This window comes from Streptomyces sp. CBMA156 (assembly GCF_014596515.1).
Lineage (GTDB): Bacteria > Actinomycetota > Actinomycetes > Streptomycetales > Streptomycetaceae > Kitasatospora.
In genome coordinates this window covers 1-17,272 of record NZ_MSJQ01000157.1, presented here as the reverse complement: position 1 = coordinate 17,272, position 17,272 = coordinate 1, and the positions used below count along the sequence as shown (strand labels likewise).

Below are 17,272 nucleotides of genomic sequence, written 5' to 3'. Positions count from 1 at the left end.
CGCGGGACCGCCCACGGGTGGCGGCCCGCGCCCGCCGCGCGCCCGCCCCCACCGCCCGCCACAGAGCGGCCACCCGTCACAGCGCAGCCACCCGCCACAGCAGCCGTACGTCGCCAGTCGGAGGCAGACCTTGATCCCGTTGTCGTTCGCCCAGCAGCGGCTCTGGTTCATCGAGCAGTTCGAGGGCCCGAGCGCCCTCTACAACACCCCGTTCGCCCTCCGGCTGACCGGTGCGCTCGACGCCGCCGCGCTCGAAGGCGCACTGGGGGACGTGGTGGAGCGGCACGAGGTGCTGCGCACCGTCTTCCCGACCACCGACGGCCGGCCCCACCAGCACATCCTCGCCGAGGGGCGCCCGCCGCTGCACCGGGTGCCGGTGGCCGACGAGGCCGAGCTGCCCGGGCTGCTGCGCGAGGCGGCCGGGCAGGTCTTCGACCTCGCCGCCGACCTCCCGGTCCGGGCCTGGCTGTACGCCCTGCCCACCCCGGGCGAGCACGTCCTGCTGCTGCTCACCCACCACATCGCCAGCGACGGCTGGTCCGTCGCCCCGCTGTTCCGCGACCTCGCCGAGGCCTACCGGGCCCGATCCGCCGGCACCGCGTCGCAGTGGGAACCGCTGCCGGTGCAGTACGCCGACTACACCCTCTGGCAGCGCGAGCTGCTCGGCGAGGAGGACGACCCGGAGAGCGTCATCTCCACCCAACTCGCCCACTGGAAGCAGGAGTTGTCCGGCCTGCCGGAGGAGCTGGCGCTCCCGTACGACCGTCCGCGCCCGGCCCTGCCGAGCCGCCGCGGCGGCGCCGCCGACTTCGGGATCGACGCCGGACTGCACGGCATGCTCGGCGCGTTGGCGACGGCACGGAACGCCAGCCTGTTCATGGCCCTCCAGGCCGCGGTCGCCACCCTCTACACCCACCTCGGCGCCGGCACCGACCTCCCCCTGGGCACCCCCGTCGCCGGCCGCACCGACGAAGCCCTCGACGACCTCGTCGGCTTCTTCGTCAACACCCTCCCCCTGCGCACCGACACCAGCGGCGACCCCACCTTCCACCAACTCCTCGACCGGATCCGCCGCACCGACCTGGACGCCTACGACCACCAGGACATCCCCTTCGAACGTCTCGTCGAACACCTCAACCCCACCCGCACCCCGGCCCGCCACCCCCTCTTCCAGACCGTCGTCACCCTGAACGCGGAACAGGCCGGCGACCTCGCCTTCGGCGCCGCGGTCGGCACCCCGCTCGAAGTCGGCGAGGCCCAGGCCCAGTTCGACCTCAACTTCAACTTCGTCGAGCGCCTCGCCGCCGACGGCGGCTGCCTCGGGGTGCGCGCCGCCGTCGACTACGCGGCCGACCTGTTCGACCACGCCACCGCCGTCTCCCTCGCCGACCGGCTGGTCCGCGTGCTGCGCGCCGCCGTGGCCGCCCCGGACGCGCCGATCGGCGCCATCGACATCCTCGGCCCGGCCGAGCGCGAGCAGCTGCTCACCGGCTGGCACGGACCGGTGGTGCCCGTCACCGAGCAGAGCCTGCCCCGGCTGTTCGAGGCCCAGGCCGCCGCCACCCCCGAGGCCCCGGCCGTCGTCTCCGACACCGAACGGCTCGACTACGCCGAGCTGAACGACCGCGCCAACCGGCTCGCCGCGCTGCTGCTGGAACGCGGCCTGACCACCGAACAGCCGGTCGCGGTGCTGATGGAGCGCTCCGCCGCCCTGCTCACCGCCGTCCTGGCGATCGCCAAGGCGGGCGGTACCTACGTCCCGCTGGACGACCGCTACCCGCTGGACCGGCTGCGGCACATCCTCGCCGACACCCGTACCGCCCTGCTGCTCACCGACCGGGCCCACCAGGGGCACCCGGTGCTCGCCACCGAGGGCTTCGACACCGTCGAGGTCACCGAGGCGCTGCTCGCCGGGGCCCCGGCGGCGGGCAACCCCGCCACACCGGTCCTGCCCGGCCAGCTGGTCTACGTGATGTACACCTCGGGCTCGACCGGCGTGCCCAAGGGCGTCGCCGTCACCCACCGCAACGTGGTGGACCTGCTGGGCAACCCGCACTTCAGGGCCGGTCACCACGAACGGGTGCTGCTCCACTCGCCCACCGCCTTCGACGCCTCCACCACCGAGATCTGGGCGCCACTGGTCACCGGCGGGGCGATCGTCCTCGCCGAGCCCGGTGAACTGGACATCCGCCGCCTCGCCGAGACCATCACCGCCCACGAGGTGACCCTGGTCCAGGCCCCGTCCGGGCTGCTGCGGCTGATGGCCGACGAGAACCCGGCCGCCTTCCGGCGGGTCCGGCAGGTGTGGACCGGCGGCGACGTCGTGCCGCCGGAGTCCGTCCGCCGGCTCCTGCGGGCCTGCCCGGACACCTCCGTGCTCGCGGTCTACGCGCCGACCGAGACCACCGCCATCAAGACCACCTTCACCATGGGCGCGCACGATCCCGTCCCCGCCGTGGTGCCGATCGGCCGACCGCTGGCCAACACCCGGCCGTACGTGCTGGACACCGCGCTGCGCCCGCTGCCGGCCGGTGTGGCGGGCGAGCTGTACATCGCCGGAGCCGGCCTGGCCCGCGGCTACGTCGGCCGCCCCGGCCTGACCGCCGAACGCTTCGTCGCCTGCCCGTTCGGCGAACCCGGAAGCCGGATGTACCGCACCGGCGACCTCGCCCGCTGGACGTCCGACGGCGTGCTGGAGTTCCTCGGCCGCGCCGACGACCAGGTCAAGATCCGCGGCTTCCGGATCGAACTCGGCGAGGTGGAGGGCGCGTTCGCCGCCCTGCCCACCGTCGGCCAGGCCTTCGCGATGGTCCGCGAGGACCAGCCGGGCGACAAGCGCCTCGTGGTGTACGCCACCGGCGAGGGCAGCCCCGGCGAACTGCGCGCCGCCGTCGCCGACAGCCTGCCCGGCTACATGCTCCCGGCCGCCGTGGTCGTCCTCGACGCCCTGCCGGTCACCGCCAACGGCAAGGTCGACCGCCGCGCCCTGCCCGCCCCCGACTACACCGGGACGGCCGAGCGCCGGGCCCCGCGCACCGACACCGAGCGCGTGCTCTGCGAACTCTTCGCCGACGTCCTCGGGTCGGCCGGGGTCGGGATCGACGACAGCTTCTTCGACCTGGGCGGCCACTCGCTGCTCGCCACCAAGCTGGTCAGCCGCATCCGCACCGCGCTCGGCACCGAACTGCCCGTCCGGACCCTGTTCGACGCCCCCAGCGTGGCCGCGCTGGCCGCCGCGCTGCCCACCCCCGGCACCGCCCGCCCGGCCCTGCGGCCCACCGGGCGGCCCGCACGCGTCCCGCTCTCCCCCGCGCAGCAACGCCTCTGGTTCATCGACCAGTTCGAGGGCCCGAGCCCGCTCTACAACACCCCGTGCGTCCTGCGGCTCACCGGCCGGATCGACACCACCGCCCTCCAGGCGGCCCTCACGGACGTGCTCGACCGCCACGAGGTGCTGCGCACCGTCTACCCGACCACCGACGGGCAGCCGCACCAGCTGCTCCTGGATCACCCCGAACTCCCGCTGCGCACCGTGCCGGTGGCCGGCGAGGAGGAACTCGGGGCGGCCCTGGCCGAGGCCTGCGCGGAGGTCTTCGACCTCGCCCGCGACCTGCCGGTGCGCGCCACCCTGTTCTCCCTGCCGGGCGACGAGCACGTCCTGCTGGTCCTGATGCACCACATCGCCACCGACGGCTGGTCCGTCGCCCCGCTGCTGCGCGACCTCGCCACCGCGTACGAGGCCCGCCGCGACGGCACCGCCCCCGACTGGCCGCCGCTGCCGGTGCAGTACGCCGACTACGCCCTCTGGCAGCACCGGCTGCTCGGCACCGACGAGCGGCCGAGCGAGCTGCTGACCGGCCAACTCGCCTACTGGCAGCAGGCCCTGGCCGGCCTCCCGGAGGAGCTGGCGCTCCCCTTCGACCACCGCCGCCCCGCCGCCCCGAGCCGCCGGGGCGCCACCGTGGAACTCCGGATGGACGCCGGACTCCACACCGCGCTCGTCGAGTTGGCGCAGCGGAGCCGCGCCAGCGTGTTCATGGTGATGCAGGCCGCCCTGGCCACCACCCTGGGCCGGCTCGGCGCGGGCACCGACCTGCCGATCGGCACCGTGGTGGCCGGCCGCACCGACGAGGCGCTGGACGACCTGGTCGGCTTCTTCGTCAACACCCTGGTGCTGCGCACCGACACCAGCGGCGACCCGACCTTCCGGGAGCTGGTGGAGCGCGTCCGGGTCGCCACCCTGGACGCCTTCGCGCACCAGGACGTGCCCTTCGAGCGGCTGGTCGAGCTGATCAACCCGGTGCGCTCGACCGCCCGGCACCCGCTCTGCCAGGTGATGCTGACCTCGGGCGGCGACGCCGGGGAGATCAGCCTCGGCGGTCTGACCGGCCGGGTCGGGCAACCGGACTCCGGCCTCGCCAAGTTCGACCTGACCTTCGCGTTCGGCGAGAGCTTCGACGCGGCCGGCGCGCCCGCCGGACTGGGCCTGACGCTGGAGTACGCCGTCGACCTGTTCGACCGGGCCACCGCCGAGGCGACGGCCGCCCGCTTCGAGCGCGCCCTGCGCGCGGTGCTGGCCGATCCGGACCAGCGGGTGGGCCTGGTGGAGGTGCTGGCGCCCGAGGAGCGGGAGCAGCTGGTCGACGGGTGGAACGACACCGCCCGGCCGGTCGAGCCCGCCACCTTCCCGGCACTGTTCGAGGCGCGGGCCGCCGCCCGCCCGGAGGCCGTCGCGCTCTCCTTCGGCTCCGAGCAGGTCGGCTACGGCGAGCTGAACGAGCGCGCCAACCGCTTCGCCCGACTGCTGGTCGAGCACGGCGCGGGCCCCGAGCGGTTCGTCGCGATCGCCCTGGAACGCTCGATCGAGCTGATCGTCGCCCAGCTCGCGGTGCTCAAGGCCGGCGCGGTCTTCCAGCCGCTGGACCCGCGCTACCCGGCCGACCGGCTCGCCCACATGCTGGACGACGCCCGGCCCGCGCTGGTCCTCACCAGCAGGACGCTGGCCGGCCGCCTGCCGGCCGGCAGCACCGTCCCCCGGCTGCTGATCGAGGACCTGGACGCCTCCGGCCACCCGGCGCACGACCTCACCGGCACCGCGATCACCCCGGACTCGGCCGCGTACGTCATCCACACCTCGGGGTCCACCGGCCGCCCCAAGGGCGTGCTGGTCACCCACTCCGGCCTCGCGAGCATGGTGGAGAGCCAGCACGAGGGCCTGGCCGTCACCCCGGACAGCCGGGTGCTGCTGTTCGCCTCGCCGTCCTTCGACGCGGCCGTCTGGGAGCTGGGCATGGCCCTGCTCACCGGCGCCCGCGCCGTCCTCGCCGACGCCGACCGGCTCCTGCCGGGCCCCGCCCTGGTGGAGCTGATCGCCGACCAGGGCGTCACCCACCTCACCCTGCCGCCCACCGCCCTCGCCGTGCTGCCCCCGGACGCGCTGCCCCGGGGCACCACCCTGGTGGTGGCCGGCGAGGCCTGCCCGCCCGACCTGGTCGGGCACTGGTCGGCCCGGGTGCGGATGGTCAACGCCTACGGCCCCACCGAGTCCACCGTGTGCGCCAGCATGAGCGGCCCGCTGCGCGGCCGGACCACCCCGCCGATGGGCCGCCCCGTGGCCAACACCCGTCTGTACGTGCTCGATCCGGGCCTCCAGCCGGTCCCCGCCGGGGTGGTCGGCGAGCTGTACATCGCCGGCGCCGGCCTCGCCCGCGGCTACCTCGGCCGCCCCGGCCTCACCGCCGAGCGCTTCACCGCCGACCCGTACGGCGCCCCCGGCAGCCGGATGTACCGCACCGGGGACCTCGCCCGCCGCCGCGCCGACGGGGCTTTGGACTACCTCGGCCGCACCGACCACCAGGTCAAGGTCCGCGGCTTCCGGATCGAACCCGGCGAGATCGAGGCCGTACTCGCCCGGCACCCCGACCTGGCACAGGCGTTCGTGCTGGTCCGCGAGGACCGCCCCGGCGACCGCCGGCTCGTCGCCTACGCCGTCCCCCGCCCCGGCCGGACGGTCGACCCGGCCGCCCTGCGCCGCCACGTCGGCGGGACCCTGCCCGACTACATGGTCCCCTCCGCCGTCGTCGCCCTCGACGCCCTGCCGGTGACCGCCAACGGCAAGGTCGACCGCACCGCCCTGCCCGCCCCCGACTCCGCCTGGCCCGGCTCCGGGCGGACGCCCGCCACGCCCAGGGAGGAACTGCTCTGCGGCCTGTTCGCCGACGTCCTCGGGCTGGACGGGGTCGGTGTGGACGACAACTTCTTCGAGCTGGGCGGGCACTCGCTGCTGGCCGGCCGGCTGGTCGCGGGCCTGCGCGAACTGGTCGGCGAGGGCGAGGGGATCGGCGTCCGCACGCTGTTCGAGGCACCGACCGTCGCCCTGCTGGCCGAGCGGCTCGCCCTGGGCCCGGCCGCCGAGAGCTTCCCCGTCCTGCTGCCGATCCGCACCCGGGGCTCGCGCCCGCCGCTGTTCTGCGTCCACCCGGCCGCCGGCATCAGCTGGGTGTACACCGGGCTGCTGCGCCACCTCGACGCCGAGCAGCCGATCTACGGCCTCCAGGCCCCCGGCCTGGCCGACCCGGCCGCCCGCCCGGCCTCGGTGGAGGAGCTGGCCAGGACCCACCTCGCACAGATCCGCGCCGTCCGCCCCGAGGGCCCGTACGCCCTGCTCGGCTGGTCCTTCGGCGGGACCGTCGCCCACGCGATCGCGGCGCTGCTGCGCGAACAGGGCGAGGAGGTACGGCTGCTGGCCCTGCTGGACGCCTACCCGGGCACCGGAGAGCCGGGGCCCGAGCGGTGGCGGGACGACCCGGCGCAGCTCGCGGTGATCCTCGACTCGCTCGGCCACCCGGCCGGGGAGACCACCGCCTGGCCCGCGGACGAGGACGGCTACGCCGCGCTCGTCCGGGACGGCGAGGGCCCGCTCGCCGGTCTCAGCGGCGCCGGGGTGGCCCGGGTGGTCGCCGTCTTCCAGGCCAACGCCGAGCTTTCCCACACGCTCCCGCTGCCCGGCTACGACGGCGGCGCGGTGTTCTTCACCGCCGCCAAGGAGCGGCCGGCCGACGCCCCCGACCCCGAGAGCTGGCGCCCGCACCTGGGCGGCCGGCTCGACATCCACGAGGTGCCGAGCACCCACGGCGCGATGACCGGCTCCGAGGCGCTCGCCGTCATCGGCCCGGTGCTCGCCGCCCGCCTGACGTCCTGACCCCTCCGCCCCACCCGTCCCGCCCGCTCCCCGCTCCCCGCTCCCACCGACCGCAGGCGACCGACCCTGCGCACACCCCGCGGGCCGCACCCGGCCCGCCCACGGAGAAACGGACCCCACCATGACCACTGCGGCCATCCCCGACACCTGGCGCGGCATCACCCCGGCGCCGATCACCTCGACCGACGCCTACAACGGCTTCATCGCCGCGAACGTGATCTTCGCCCTGGACCGGATCGGCCTGCTGGAGCGGATCGGCCGCGGCGAGCCGCTCTCCGCCGCCGAGGCCACCGCCGGCACCGGTGACACCGCCCGCACGGAGGCCGTGCTGCGTGCCGCCACCGACTACGGCTACCTCAAGGCCGACGGCGACACCTACCTGCCCACCGAGGCCGGGGCGGAGATCGCCGCCGCGCGCGGCTACTTCACCTGGGCCGTCGGCGGCTACCACGACGTGTTCGGCCGGGCCGGCCACCTGAGCACCGGCACCCACCGCTACGGCGAGGACGTCCTCCGCGACGAGGCGATGGTCGCCCTCGGCTCGGCCCAGTGCGACCAGTCGATGTTCGCCGCGCAGCTGACCGACGTGCTGAGCGGCATCGACTTCCGCACCATCGCCGACCTGGGCTCCGGCACCTCCGCCCGGGTGCGCCGGGTGGTCTCGCAGCGCCCGGGCACCCGGGGCCTGGGCATCGACATCAGCCGCCCGGCCACCGACATCGCCCGCCGCGACATCGCCGAGGCCGGGATGCTGGACCGGGTCACCGCCGTCCGCGCGGACGTGCTGGGCCTGCTCGGCACCCAGATCGACAACGACGCCGAGGCCGCCGAGGTGGCCGAGGTCGACACCGTGATGAGCTTCTTCCTGCTGCACGACCTGCTGGCCGACCCGGCCACCCGCTCCTCGATCTTCACCCGGATGCGGGAGGCGTTCCCGAAGGCCCGCACCTTCGTCCTCGGCGACACCATGCTGCGCGACCCGGGCACCTCCGAGGGCGCCCAGCCGGTCTTCTCGGTCGGCTTCGAACTGGCGCACGCGATGATGGGCGTCCCGCTGCACACCAAGGACACCTACGAGACGCTGTTCACCGACGCCGGTCTGCGGATCGAGCGCGTCGAGGCGCTGGCCACCCCGTCCTCCTGGCTCTACGTCCTCCAGGCCGACTGATGGCCGCCGCCTCCGCCGCCAGACACCTGCTGGCGCAGAACGAGCACCCGTACCCGCCGCCGCCCTCGGTGCCGGCCGCCCTCGCCGAGGCCGCCGCCGACCTGCACCGCTACCCGGACTTCCGCCCGGAGCGGATCGCCGGGATCGTCGCCGACTGGCAGGGCGTCCCGGCCGGGCAGGTCGTGGTCGGCCACGGCTCCGCGGGCGTGGCGCTGGACCTCTTCCACACCGTGGTCGAGCCCGGCGACAACGTGGTGCACTCGGCGCCCTGCTTCGACGCGTACCCGCTGTTCTGCGGGATCGCCAGGGCCGAGGCCCGGCCGGTCCCGCTCGGCCCCGACGCCAGGCACGACCTGGCGGCGATGGCCGGGCGGACGGACGGGCGCACCCGGATCGTCGTGCTGTGCAACCCGCACAACCCGACCGGCACGGTCTACTCCTGGGCCGAGCTGACGGACTTCTTCCGCCGGGTGCCGGCCACCGCGCTGATCCTGCTGGACGAGGCGTACGTCGACTTCGCCCTGGACTGGGAGGCCCCGGACGTGCCGGCCAGGATCGCCGAGTGGCCGAACCTGGTGGTGCTGCGCACCCTGTCCAAGTCGCACGGCATCGCCGCGCTGCGGATCGGCTACGCGATGGCGGCGGAGTCCGTGGCCCGGCGGGTGCGGGAGCACCAGGTGCCGTACGCGGTGAACCGGCTCCAGGAGGCGGGCCTGCTCGCCGCCGTCGCCGCCCGGGACGAGGTGGAGCGGCGGATCGCCGCCATCGCCGCGGAGCGGGAGCGCACCGGGGCCGAACTGCTGCGGCTCGGCTGGGCGGTGGCGCCCAGCGTCACCAACTTCCTGTGGGTGGACGCCCCCGGCGACCACGCCCCGCTGCGCGCCGAACTGGAGCGCCTGGGCGTGGCCGTCCGCTACTACCCCGGCCAGGGCGTCCGGATCGCCGTCGGCGAGAAGGACGCCAACGACGCGGTGATCGAGGGCTTCGCGGCCGTCGCGCCGCTCGCCCCGGCCCACCCCGCCGCACCCTGACCGTCCGGCGCCCCGAGCACCCTGAGCACCCCCGCACACCCCGAAGCGCCGTCGGCGCAGCGAAGGAACCGCCATGCACCCGCTGTTGGCCCGCCCGGAGTTCCGGCGCTACCTCGTCGGGCAGACCCTGTCCGTCCTCGGCGACAGCGCCCTCTCCATCGCCCTCGGCATCTGGGCCAAGGTGCTGACCGGCAGCAACTCCGCCGCCGGCCTGGTGCTGTTCTGCTTCTCCGCACCCCTGCTGCTGCTGCCGCTGGGCGGTCTGCTCGCCGACCGGGTCCGCCGCAAGCCGCTGCTGGTCGGGGTGAACCTGGCGGTGGCGGTGTCGCTGCTGCCGCTGCTGCTGGTCGACGGCCCTGGCACGGTCTGGATCATCTACGGCACCGCCACGGTCTGCGGTCTGGCCGGGGCCGTCCTGGCCCCGGCGCAGAGTGCGCTGCTGCGCAGCATTCTGACGGAACGTCAGGATTTCGGGGCGGCCGCCGGGCTGACCCAGAGCGCCCGGGCCGGCACCACCCTGGTGGCGCCGCTGCTCGGCTCCGGGCTCTACGGCTGGTTCGGCGGGCACGTGGTCGCGGTGGCCGACCTCGGCGTGCTGCTGCTGGCGGCCCTGAGCTTCCTCACCCTGCGGGTGGACGAGGCCGCACCGGAGCCCTCGGGCCTGCGGTGGCGCACCGAGGTGCTGGCGGGCTTCGTCCACCTGCGCGGCTCGGTGGGCCTGCGCCCGCTGGTGGTGGCCACCGCCGCCGCCGGTTTCGTGCTGAGCCTGCTCCAGCCGGTGCTGTTCGCGCTGACCCAGCACGGACTGCACCGCTCGCCGCAGTTCCTCGGCGTGCTGGAGACCACCGAGGCCGTCGGCGCGCTGGGCGGCTCGGTGGCCGGCGGACTGCTGATCGGCCGGCTCGGGCCGCGCCGGACGGTCATGGCGGGGTCGGTGGTGTTCGGCCTCGGGACCGTCCTGCTGCTCGCCCCGTCGCTGTACGCGGTGTCGGCCGGCCTGGTGATCGCGGGCGCGGGCATCCCGGCCGCCCTGGTCGGGCTCGCCACCGCCGCCCAGGCGTCCACCCCGCCGCGGTTGATGGGGCGCGCCCAGGCGGCCGTCAACCTCTCGCTCACCGCGCCGCAGGCGCTGGCCGTCGGCGTCGGCTCCGCCCTGGTGGCCGCCCTGGACTTCCGGGTGGTGCTGGGCGTGATGGTGGCCGGCGCGCTGCTGGCCGCCGTCCACCTGATCGGCAAGCCGGAGGCCCCGACGGAGCCCCCGAAGGCCGCGGCCGGCGCCGAGCCCGGGGACCAGGCCGAGCCGAAGGACGCCAGGGACCTCCAGCCCAGCTGAACCGGCACCGGCCCGCCCGGCCCGCCCTCACGTCCCCGTCCCGCCCGCACACCCGCCCGTTCACCTGAACACCCTCAGCCCCTCCCGTCTCCTCACGAGAGAGCTCCTCAGATGACCGACCGTTCCTCTCCCCCCGCCGCCCCGATCCCCGCCACCCCGATCCCCGTCGAGCTGGACCACGTCGAGTTCCACGTCGCCGACGTCACCGCCGAGACCACCCGGCTGACCGCGGAGTACGGCTTCGAGCTGCTCGTCCCGCCCACCGAGCGCGGCGGGCCCGCCGAGCGCTGCCTCTCCGCGCTGGTCGGCCAGGCCGGCATCCGGCTGCTGGTCACCCAGCCGCTGGCGGCCGGCCACCCGGCCACCGACTACCTGGAGCGGCACGGCGACGGCGTGGCCGCCCTCGGCCTGCGGGTGCCGGACGCCGCCGGGGCGTTCCGGACCCTGACCGACCGCGGCGCCGCCGCGCTGCGCCCGCCGCAGGCCGAGGACGGCTGCGTCACCGCCGTGGTCGACGCGTTCGGCGACGTCGTGCACACCCTGATCGAGCGCGGCCCCGGGGTCTGCGCCGGCCGCATCCCCGGCCTGCCGGACCCGGCCCCGCTGACCGGCGCCGGCGAGGTCGGCCTGCGCTCCGTCGACCACTTCGCGGTCCTGGTCCCGTTCGGCGAGCTGCGCTCCACCGAACGCCGCTACCGCGAGGTCTTCGGCTTCCGGACGATCTTCGAGGAGCGGGTCGAGGTCGGCGCGCTCGGCATGGACTCGGCGGTCGTGCAGAGCGCCGACCACAGCGTCACGCTCACCCTGATCGAGCCGCTCGGCGCGGACGCGGGCGGTCAGATCGCCTCCTTCCTGGCCGGCCACGGCGGCGCCGGGGTGCAGCACGTCGCCTTCGCCGCCGGGGACGCGGTGCACTCGGTCTCCACCATGGCCGAGCGCGGCGTACCGTTCCTGCACACCCCGCAGACCTACTACGACGCGCTGCCCGGCCGGCTGACCCCGCTGCGGCACTCCACCGACCGGCTGCGCGAGCTGAGCCTGCTGGTCGACCAGGACCACGACGGCCAGCTGTTCCAGATCTTCACCCGCTCCCGGCACCCTCGGAACACCTTCTTCTTCGAGGTGATCGAGCGCATCCGGGCCCGCAACTTCGGCAGCAACAACATCCGCGCCCTCTACGAGGCCGTGGAACTCCAGCGCAACGCCAGCGAAGTGGCCGGATGAGCGCGTCCGTCCGCAGCGTTCCACCGGCCGCCCCGGCAGGCCCGGCCACTCCGACCGGCCCGTCCGACGGACACCCGGCGCTGTGCGTCGCGGAGTACGCCGAGCGCGCCAGGGCCGTCCTCGCACCCGAGGTCTGGGAGTGGCTGGAGGGCGGCGCCGAGCGCGAACTGACCCTCGCCGCCAACCGGACCGCCTTCGACCGGGTGGCCCTGGTGCCCCGGGTGCTGGCCGACGTCACCACCAGGGACACCGCCGCCACCCTGGTGCGCAGCCGGGCCGCCCTGCCGGTGGCGGTGGCGCCCGTCGCCTACCACCGGCTGTTCCACCCCGAGGGCGAGCTGGCCTCGGCCCGCGCCGCGGCCGCCGCGGGCGTGCCGTTCACCGTCGGCACGCTCAGCAGCGTCGGCTTCGGGGAACTGGCGAAGACCGGGGCCACGCTCTGGTTCCAGCTGTACTGGCTGCGCGACCGCGGCCGGCTGCTCGACCTGGTCGGGGCCGCCGAGGAGGCCGGCAGCGAGGCCCTGGTGGTCACCGCCGACGTGCCGTACATGGGCCGCCGGCTGCGCGACGCCAGGAACGCCTTCGCGCTGCCCGCGGACGTCCGCGCCGTGCTGCTGGAGGGCGGCGCCGCCGGGCGGGCGCACCGGTCCACCGCCGCCGTCTCGGCGGTGGCCGCCCACACCGCCGAGCTGCTCTCCCCCGGCGTCACCTGGGCCGACCTGGAGTGGCTGCGCGACCGGACCGACCTGCCGCTGGTGGTCAAGGGCGTGCTCGACCCGGCGGACGCCGTACGGGCCGCCGGGCTCGGCGCCGCGGCCGTGGTGGTCTCCAACCACGGCGGCCGCCAGCTCGACCGGGCGGTGCCCGCGCTGACGGTCCTGCCCGCCGTCGCCGAGGCACTGGCCGGCCGGGACTGCCAGGTGCTGATGGACAGCGGGATCCGCGGCGGCTCGGACGTGCTCACCGCGCTGGCCCTCGGCGCGTCCGGGGTGCTGCTCGGCCGCCCGCTGATCTGGGGCCTGGCGGCCGGCGGCGAGGCGGGCTGCACCGAGGTCCTCGACCTGCTCGCCGCCGAACTGCGGCACGCGCTCGGCCTCGCCGGCTGCGCCGGTCTGCGGGTCGCCGCCGACCTGCGCACCACCACCCTGTCCTGCCCCACCTGGAGCACCCCGTGACCACCACCGCCGCACCGCACGACCTGCTGCTGACCGGCCTGCACCCGTCCCTCGCCGATCCGGCGATGACCTCGATGAACCTGCTCAACGAGATCTCCATCCGCTACCCGGAGGCGGTCTCCTTCGCGGCCGGCCGCCCGGCCGAGCAGTACTTCGAGCTGGCCGCCGTCCACCGCCACCTGGACCGCTACGTCGAGCACCTGCGCACCGAGCGCGGGCTCACCGAGGAGGCGGCCCGGCGCCTGGTGCTCCAGTACGGGCGGACCAAGGGGATCATCCACGACCTGGTCGCCGCCCACCTCGCGGTGGACGAGGGCATCACGGTGCCCGCCGAGTCGATCGTGGTGACGGTGGGCTGCCAGGAGGCGATGTTCCTGGTGCTGCGGGCGCTGCGCCGCGGCCCCGAGGACGTGGTGCTGGCCGTCTCCCCCACCTACGTCGGGCTGACCGGCGCGGCACTGCTGGCCGACCTCCCGGTCCTGGCGGTGGCCGACGGCCCGGACGGCGTCGATCTCGCCGACCTGCGCCGCCGGCTGGCCGCCGCCAGGGCCGAGGGGCTGCGCCCGCGGGCGCTCTACCTGGTGCCGGACGTGGCCAACCCGAGCGGGGCCAGCCTGCCGCTGGAACTGCGCAGGGAACTGCTGGAGTCGGCCGCCGAGGAGGACTTCCTGCTGCTGGAGGACAACCCTTACGGCGTCTTCGCGGGCGACGAGCGGCTGCCCTCGCTCAAGGCGCTGGACACCGGACGGCGGGTGGTGCACCTCGGCTCCTTCTCCAAGACCGCCCTGCCGGGCGCCCGGGTCGGGTACGTGGTGGCGGACCAGCTGGTGGCGGACGGCCGGGGCGGCACCGCGCTGTTCGCGGACCTGCTCGGCATGGTCAAGAGCATGACCACGGTGAACACCTCGCCGATCGCCCAGGCCGTGATCGGCGGCGCGCTGCTGGAGCACGGCCACAGCCTGCGGGCCGCCAACACCGGGGTGGCCGCGCTCTACCGGCGCAACCTCGCGCTGGTGCTGGAGGGCCTGGCCCGGCGCTTCCCGCCCGGCGGCGGGGTGACCTGGAACGAGCCGCGCGGCGGGTTCTTCCTGGTGCTCACGGTGCCGTGCGTGGTGGACGACGCGCTGCTGGAGCGCTCGGCCTCGGAGTACGGGGTGATCTGGACCCCGATGTCGCACTTCTATCCGGGCGCGGGCGGGGAGCACCAACTCCGGCTCTCCGTCAGCCAGGTCGACCCGGCCACCCTCGACCGGGGCCTGGACGGGCTGGCCGCCCTGCTCGCCGCGCAGGCCTGACCCGACGCGGGGGCGTCCCGCCGCCGGGGCGCCCCTCGCCCGTCCGCCCGCCCTCCCGCCCGCCCTCCCCGCGCGATCCCGGTGACGGTGCGCTTCGGCCCGGTGACTCCGGGGCAGCATCCCGGCGCGAGCACCGCAGCCCACCGAGGAGGACGCATGCAGCAGGACCGGGACGAGACCACCATCGACGCGCCGGCCGCCCCGCCCACGGAGGAGGGCCTGCGCGGCTCCGCCGCGTTCCTGATCGACGAGGCCCTCGGCTTCGTCTTCCCCGCGGCCCTGCGCGCCGCCGCCGACACCGGAGTGGCCGACGCGCTGGCGAACGGCCCCGCCACCGCTGACGAACTCGCCGCCGCCACCGGCACGGACGAGCGGAACCTCTACCGGATGCTGCGCCTGCTCGCGACCCGCGGCGTGGTGGCCGAGGGCGCGCAGGGCCGCTTCACGCTGACCGAGGCCGGGCAGGCGCTGCGCAGCGACGTCCCGCACTCCGCGCGCAGTGCCGTCCGGATGCTCACCGACCACACCTTCTGGCTGCCGGCGGGCCGGATGACGCACTGTCTCACCGAGGGCACCACGGCCTTCGACACCACCTTCGGCCTGCCGTTCTTCGACCACTTCGCCCAGGACGAGCGGACCGCCGCCGTCTTCCACGTGGGCATGGCGGCGATGTCCGATCCGGAGAACGCGCTCATCGCGGCCGCCTGTGACTTCCCCGCGACCGGCACGGTGGTGGACATCGGCGGCGGCCACGGCGGCCTGCTGCTGGAGGTGCTGCGCCGCAACCCCGGCCTGGAGGGCGTGCTCCACGACCGCGCCCACGTGCTGGCCGGGCATCGGCTGGACGGGGACAAGGAGGTGGCCGGCCGCTGGACGACGCACGAGGGCGACTTCTTCTCCGCGGTGCCCACCGGTGACGTCCACCTGCTCAAGCGGATCACCCATGACTGGGACGACGAGCAGTGCGTCACGCTGCTGGAGCACTGCCGCCGCGCCCTGCGGCCGGGCGGCCGGATCCTGGTGCTGGACGCCGTGGTGCCCAGGGACAACGCCCCGCACCAGGCCAAGACGCTGGACCTGCTGATGATGGCCTCGCTCACCGGCCGCGAGCGCACCGAGGCGGACTTCGCCGAGTTGCTGGGGCGGGCCGGGCTGCGGCTGTCGCGCGTCCTGCCCACCGGGACGGTGCTGTCCGTGGTCGAGGCCGTCCCGGCTTGACGCACGGTCAGCTCCCGGGGTAGCAAGCACTGCCGGGACCCTCCGGACCGGCGCAGGACTCCCGAGGATGCCCATGGACGAGCGTGTCGCCCTGCTGGACGAGCTGGTCGCGCAGCGGGGCCTGAGCGGCCTGGAACTCGTCGGCAAGGGACTGGAGTTCACCGTCTTCCGGGCCGTGGGGCCGGACGGCGGACCGGTCGCCGTCCGACTCGCGCACCGCCGGTTCGACACGAACGCCAACGACCCGCACGTGGACACCCGGGCCCTGCTCGTCCAGGAGTACGCCGTCCTGCGGCACCTGGCCGAGCACGGCCTGCCGGTCGCCCGGGCCCGGGAGCTGGTCCTCGCCGACGACCCCCGCGTCCCGGACATGCTGCTCAGCGACTTCGTCCCGGACGACGGCTCCCCGCTCGACCCGCACGACCTGGGGCGGCTGCTCGCCCGGCTGCACCGGGTGCCGCCGCCACGGCTGCGGCCGGTCGCCGCGGAGGGCGGCGGCACGACCGGGGTGATCGCCGCCCGGATGGCCCGCCGCTGGGCCGGGATCGCCCGCCGCGTGGAGGACTGGCCCGAGCCCCCGGACGCCGCGCTGTTCGCCCGGCACCTGGCCGGCCTCACCGAGGACAGCCTGCTCCACCTCGACGTCCGCGACGCCAACATCCGCCGCGACCGCGGGCAGACGACCGCCCTGCTGGACTGGTCGAACGCCCTGCTCGGCTCCCCGGCCGTGGAGTTCGGCCGGCTCGCCGAGTACGCCCGCCATCCGGAGAACGGGATCGACCTGGCGGCGGTCCGCGCCGGCTACGCGAGCCTCGCCCCCGTCCCGGACGAGGGCGACCCGTGCCTGCTGGTCTGCCGGCTGGACGCCGCGCTGATGCTGGCGCTGGTGTTCCTCTCCGAGGCCGCCGATCCGGCCCGCGGACCGGCCGCCGCCGACCACGCCCGCGCGCTGGCCCGCCGACTCAGCGCCGAGCTGTCGTAACGCTCCGCACAGGCCACCGGGCCGGTCGCCGCGCCGCCGAGGCCGGCCCGCCGGCCCGGCCCTGGCCTGCCGCGGACCCCGCCGACCCGCTCCTGTCCTGCACATTCTTGTCGGGTCCGCGGCGGTCAGAGCGGATCCCAGGTGCCGGAATCCACCGCCGGCACCAGAAGGCCACCCGGCGAATTCCGTTACCAAGCGTGACGAAATCACGGTACAGTGCCCAGAGCGCTTTACCCGGAGGACGGTGACCGGCCCGCGATTCCGCCCCCCGGTGACGGAAGTGGTCCCGGCCGGGTGGAATCCCGGCGGGTTCCACGGCCCCCACCCTTCTCCGCAAACCGGTGGCGCGGCTTTCGTGAAGAACGGCAATTCCCGAATGCGGTGATCGTTTCCGGCCAACTTGATGGCCGGGAATTGCGCCCGCGCGGCACTCCCCGCGACGGCGCCCGGCAGGCCCGGCCGCGGAGCCGGGACACCGGACGGTTCCCGGTTCACCGGGAGCGCACCCGCGACAGGGCCGCCACCCCCTCCCGCCGGGCCCCGCGGCACGGCGGCACCGAGGACACCACCCAGCACCGACCGCCGACCCGGGCGCACCACCCGGCGGCCGTCCGGCACACCCCGGGGCCGCCGGACGCGGCGCCC

General features: G+C 75.5%; 9 protein-coding genes. All 9 read left to right on the top strand.

Features of this window, described 5'->3' with window-relative positions; translation table 11 throughout:
* Positions 1 to 130: 130 nt before the first annotated feature.
* Complete coding sequence (locus tag BU198_RS13110; protein WP_223244321.1) at positions 131 to 7,201, top strand: amino acid adenylation domain-containing protein; 7,071 nt, start codon at positions 131 to 133, stop codon at positions 7,199 to 7,201.
* 121 nt (positions 7,202 to 7,322) lie between these two features.
* Positions 7,323 to 8,369: a class I SAM-dependent methyltransferase gene (locus tag BU198_RS13105; RefSeq protein ID WP_188297025.1), complete on the top strand. Its 1,047-nt coding sequence runs from the start codon at positions 7,323 to 7,325 to the stop codon at positions 8,367 to 8,369.
* Positions 8,369 to 9,400, top strand: a complete 1,032-nt coding sequence (locus tag BU198_RS13100) for a pyridoxal phosphate-dependent aminotransferase (RefSeq protein ID WP_188297024.1) — start codon at positions 8,369 to 8,371, stop codon at positions 9,398 to 9,400. Before BU198_RS13105 ends, BU198_RS13100 begins: the two co-directional genes overlap by 1 nt.
* Before the next feature lie 73 nt (positions 9,401 to 9,473).
* Positions 9,474 to 10,733 carry an MFS transporter gene (locus BU198_RS13095; RefSeq protein WP_188297023.1) on the top strand — a complete coding sequence of 420 codons (1,260 nt, stop codon included), beginning with the start codon at positions 9,474 to 9,476 and terminating at the stop codon, positions 10,731 to 10,733.
* 111 nt (positions 10,734 to 10,844) lie between these two features.
* Entirely contained in the window at positions 10,845 to 11,957 is a 1,113-nt protein-coding gene (gene hppD, locus BU198_RS13090; RefSeq protein WP_188297022.1) for a 4-hydroxyphenylpyruvate dioxygenase, read from the top strand.
* Entirely contained in the window at positions 11,954 to 13,132 is a 1,179-nt protein-coding gene (locus tag BU198_RS13085; protein WP_188297021.1) for an alpha-hydroxy acid oxidase, read from the top strand. Before hppD ends, BU198_RS13085 begins: the two co-directional genes overlap by 4 nt.
* 65 nt (positions 13,133 to 13,197) lie before the next feature.
* Positions 13,198 to 14,427 carry an aminotransferase class I/II-fold pyridoxal phosphate-dependent enzyme gene (locus BU198_RS13080; RefSeq protein ID WP_188297027.1) on the top strand — a complete coding sequence of 410 codons (1,230 nt, stop codon included), beginning with the start codon at positions 13,198 to 13,200 and terminating at the stop codon, positions 14,425 to 14,427.
* Between the two features lie 156 nt (positions 14,428 to 14,583).
* Positions 14,584 to 15,645, top strand: a complete 1,062-nt coding sequence (locus BU198_RS13075; RefSeq protein ID WP_188297020.1) for a methyltransferase — start codon at positions 14,584 to 14,586, stop codon at positions 15,643 to 15,645.
* A gap of 73 nt (positions 15,646 to 15,718) precedes the next feature.
* Positions 15,719 to 16,627 (top strand): phosphotransferase family protein, encoded by a 909-nt coding sequence (locus BU198_RS13070; RefSeq protein ID WP_188297019.1) that lies wholly within the window; start codon positions 15,719 to 15,721, stop codon positions 16,625 to 16,627.
* Positions 16,628 to 17,272 lie beyond the last annotated feature (645 nt).

Bases quoted from the DNA above. Each gene is read 5' to 3' on its own strand.
- BU198_RS13070 (WP_188297019.1), top strand. From the start codon at position 15,719: ATGGACGAGCGTGTCGCCCTGCTGGACGAGCTGGTCGCGCAGCGGGGC.
- BU198_RS13080 (WP_188297027.1), top strand. From the start codon at position 13,198: ATGACCTCGATGAACCTGCTCAACGAGATCTCCATCCGCTACCCGGAG.
- BU198_RS13075 (WP_188297020.1), top strand. From the start codon at position 14,584: ATGCAGCAGGACCGGGACGAGACCACCATCGACGCGCCGGCCGCCCCG.
- BU198_RS13095 (WP_188297023.1), top strand. From the start codon at position 9,474: ATGCACCCGCTGTTGGCCCGCCCGGAGTTCCGGCGCTACCTCGTCGGG.
- hppD (WP_188297022.1), top strand. From the start codon at position 10,845: ATGACCGACCGTTCCTCTCCCCCCGCCGCCCCGATCCCCGCCACCCCG.
- BU198_RS13085 (WP_188297021.1), top strand. From the start codon at position 11,954: ATGAGCGCGTCCGTCCGCAGCGTTCCACCGGCCGCCCCGGCAGGCCCG.
- BU198_RS13105 (WP_188297025.1), top strand. From the start codon at position 7,323: ATGACCACTGCGGCCATCCCCGACACCTGGCGCGGCATCACCCCGGCG.
- BU198_RS13100 (WP_188297024.1), top strand. From the start codon at position 8,369: ATGGCCGCCGCCTCCGCCGCCAGACACCTGCTGGCGCAGAACGAGCAC.